Below are 2,671 nucleotides of genomic sequence, written 5' to 3' on the forward strand. Positions count from 1 at the left end.
CCGTGGATGAGACTGGCCGAGATGCCCAGCCGGCGCGACACGCCGACCACCGTGGCGCCGGGCTCATCACACTGCGCCAGCACCGCCGCGCGCTCCTCGTCCGAATACCGCCGGCGGCGCTCAACCCGCGTGATGACCTCCATGCGCCCCATCCGCACTCTCCTTACGGAGTGCGAAAGGACACTCCGAGAGCCGACCGCCTCGCGCAGCTGCGCCGCGCCAGCAACACGCGTCAGACCGGACGCTTACGCTTATGCAGACGCTCCAGCCTTGGATGGATCCAAGAAAATCTGAGTCGTGGGGGAGCCGTAAGATACCTCGGCTATGGGGATTTCCATTTCGAGGCTCTTGAATTGTTCCCCTTGCGTTCCCACAGTCAAGCTTGCGCAAAGTGGAGGCAGTCGCATGCGGCAGCTAGAAGTAGAGAATAAGCTCCGCGACGTCGTGAGCCGGATAATCGTGCAGGTTGAGCTTGCGACCGCTCAAGGCCGCACGGACATAAACCTAGCGCTCGAGGATGCGTTTATCCCGATCCTGAGATCGATTTTCAATTTGCCCCAGCTGATCAATCTCAACCGGAAGCAGAAAAATTTTCCTGGCATCGACCTCGGCGACGATCATGACCGCGTCTGCTTCCAGGTCACCTCGACCACCTCGCTCGAGAAGGTGAAGGCTACCCTCCGCCAGTTCATAGACCGCAGCTACTTCAACAGCTTCGACGAACTGTACATCCTCACCCTCGTCAAGAAGCAGGCGTCCTATAGCCAAATCGCCGTAAATGAGATCCTAGGCGGTCGCTTCGCCTTCAATACCAAAAAGCATGTCATTGATCTCGGTGACCTGCTGGGGCTGGTTGCTACGCTGCGCTTGCCCGCTCAGGAGCGCGTCCTTGAAGAGTTTCAGCGCATTCTAGGTGAGGTAGACGCCTATATCGCCTACCGGGCTGACAGCATACCCGACCCAACGGCTATCACGACCAACCTTCAGCGAATTCGTATGCCACAGGCAGTCTACGTCGCCGAGCTGACCATCAACGACAAGGAGGTGATAGCGCAAGCACGTCGTAGTCTGTCGTACAAGGGCAAGGCTCGGAGCAGGACATCAGTCGTAAAGATGGCCCTCCTACTGAACGACGTACACACAGACGCCTGGGTCTGTCACGACAACAAGATCTTTTCTTTCCACGAAATGGAGACCAGCGGCCTTATCAGTATTGTGGACGAGGGATCGGTGGAACGGCTTGACGTTTCTGACCTTGCTGATTCCTCGGAAACAGACAACGCTAACGTGCTCAAGCAGCTACTTACTGCCGAAACCCGTGAGCTGCTCAAGAAACGCCACGTCCGTATGCATCCAAAGGATCGCTTCTTCTACTTCATTGCCAACGAGGAGGGGCAGAGTGAGCGCAAGGAACCTTGGATCGGTAAGCAGAAGGCAACACGACGCGTCTATTTCGCTCGCCCTTCGAAGAAAGATCCCGCGAAGGTCGCGCATCACCAGCACCTATCGTTCAATCTGACCTTCGCGAAGCTCGGTGACGACTGGTTCGCGCAGATCGTGCCCGGTTGGTTCTACTCGTTCGATGGTTTCCGCGAATCCAACTGGCACGACGACTTGCTTTCGCAGCAGAAGCGGCTCGAACGGAACGCCAGCGTCAGGAACCAGGTGCGTTTCATTGCCTACTTCTTGTCCGCAAGCGGCACTGGCGACGAGGACGGGCTCTCATTTCAGACCCTTGTTGAGTTCGATGTCGGGGAGGATGCCGATGACGTCGCCGACGATGCCGACGAGACGTTCGCCGCCGATGCCACAGACATCAAGGAGAAGGCCGCGTGAAGCTTACCACACTAGCCGAGCCTCTGCTCGAGTTTGGCACCGGCACCCATATCTGCCCGCGAACCGGCATCGAGCACATGGGAGTGTACGACAAGCGTGACGAGCTGCGCCGTACCGAGCTTCGCATCGGTATCGTCGGCCGTGGCGAAGGTGTCGACCTGCTAGACGAGTGGCTTGCTCAATGTCGCGGCGGCATCGAGCGCAAGAAGGAGTCGAAGCTGCTGAACCTGTTTCGTGGCTTCGGCGGCATCAACCAGAGCTACGGCTTCCTCACCCGCCTCATCAACTCTCCCCAATACACGCGCACGCTGCAAAAGTCGGAGATTACTGCGGTCGTAAAGCTCCCGTCACGTGCCGACCGCGTCGAGCGCGCGGTCGAATTATACTACGAGCAAATCCGCTTCTTGGCCGAGAACAGGTCTGTCGACGTCATCGTCTGCGTCCTGCCAAATGAAATGTTCGACTCGGTAACCTCTTCCAAGGAGGACGAAGACGAAGAGAACGAGTTGGAACACAACTTTCGCCGCATCCTCAAGGCGAAGTGCATGCATCTCGGGACGCCACTGCAGCTCGTACGCGAAAAGACTATCCTCATAACGAAGCAGGCCGGGGAACAGCAGGATCCCGCAACCAAGGCATGGAACTTCTGCACCGCACTCTATTACAAGGGCAACCGCACCATCCCTTGGCGTCTTGTTGAGGACACCGCCAAGTTGCGCTCCTGCTACATCGGAATCGGCTTCTACAAAAGTCGCGATGGTGAAACAGTCTCGTCAAGTCTCGCGCAAGTCTTCGACGAGTTCGGTCACGGCATCATTCTGCGCGGGACCCCGGT

3 protein-coding genes are annotated in these 2,671 nt (G+C 57.7%); 2 read left to right on the top strand and 1 reads right to left on the bottom strand.

Annotation, left to right across the window (positions count from 1 at the left end; genetic code table 11):
• A partial coding sequence (locus COA17_RS20165) for a transposase (RefSeq protein ID WP_141397141.1) occupies positions 1-152 on the bottom strand: 152 nt, incomplete at its 3' end.
• A gap of 253 nt (positions 153-405) precedes the next feature.
• Between COA17_RS20165 and COA17_RS18450 the strand changes: the two genes are divergently transcribed.
• Both COA17_RS18450 and COA17_RS18455 read left to right on the top strand, forming a co-directional pair.
• Positions 406-1,836, top strand: coding sequence for an SMEK domain-containing protein (locus COA17_RS18450; protein ID WP_096614338.1), 1,431 nt, complete (start codon positions 406-408; stop codon positions 1,834-1,836).
• Positions 1,833-2,671 (top strand): argonaute/piwi family protein (locus tag COA17_RS18455; RefSeq protein ID WP_483881754.1); only part of this gene is annotated, 839 nt, incomplete at its 3' end. The genes COA17_RS18450 and COA17_RS18455, both read left to right, overlap by 4 nt.

This window comes from Sphingomonas ginsenosidimutans, assembly GCF_002374835.1.
GTDB lineage: Bacteria > Pseudomonadota > Alphaproteobacteria > Sphingomonadales > Sphingomonadaceae > Sphingomonas > Sphingomonas ginsenosidimutans.

Excerpts from the sequence above, each read along its gene's own strand:
- COA17_RS18450 (WP_096614338.1), top strand. The coding sequence starts at position 406 with ATGCGGCAGCTAGAAGTAGAGAATAAGCTCCGCGACGTCGTGAGCCGG.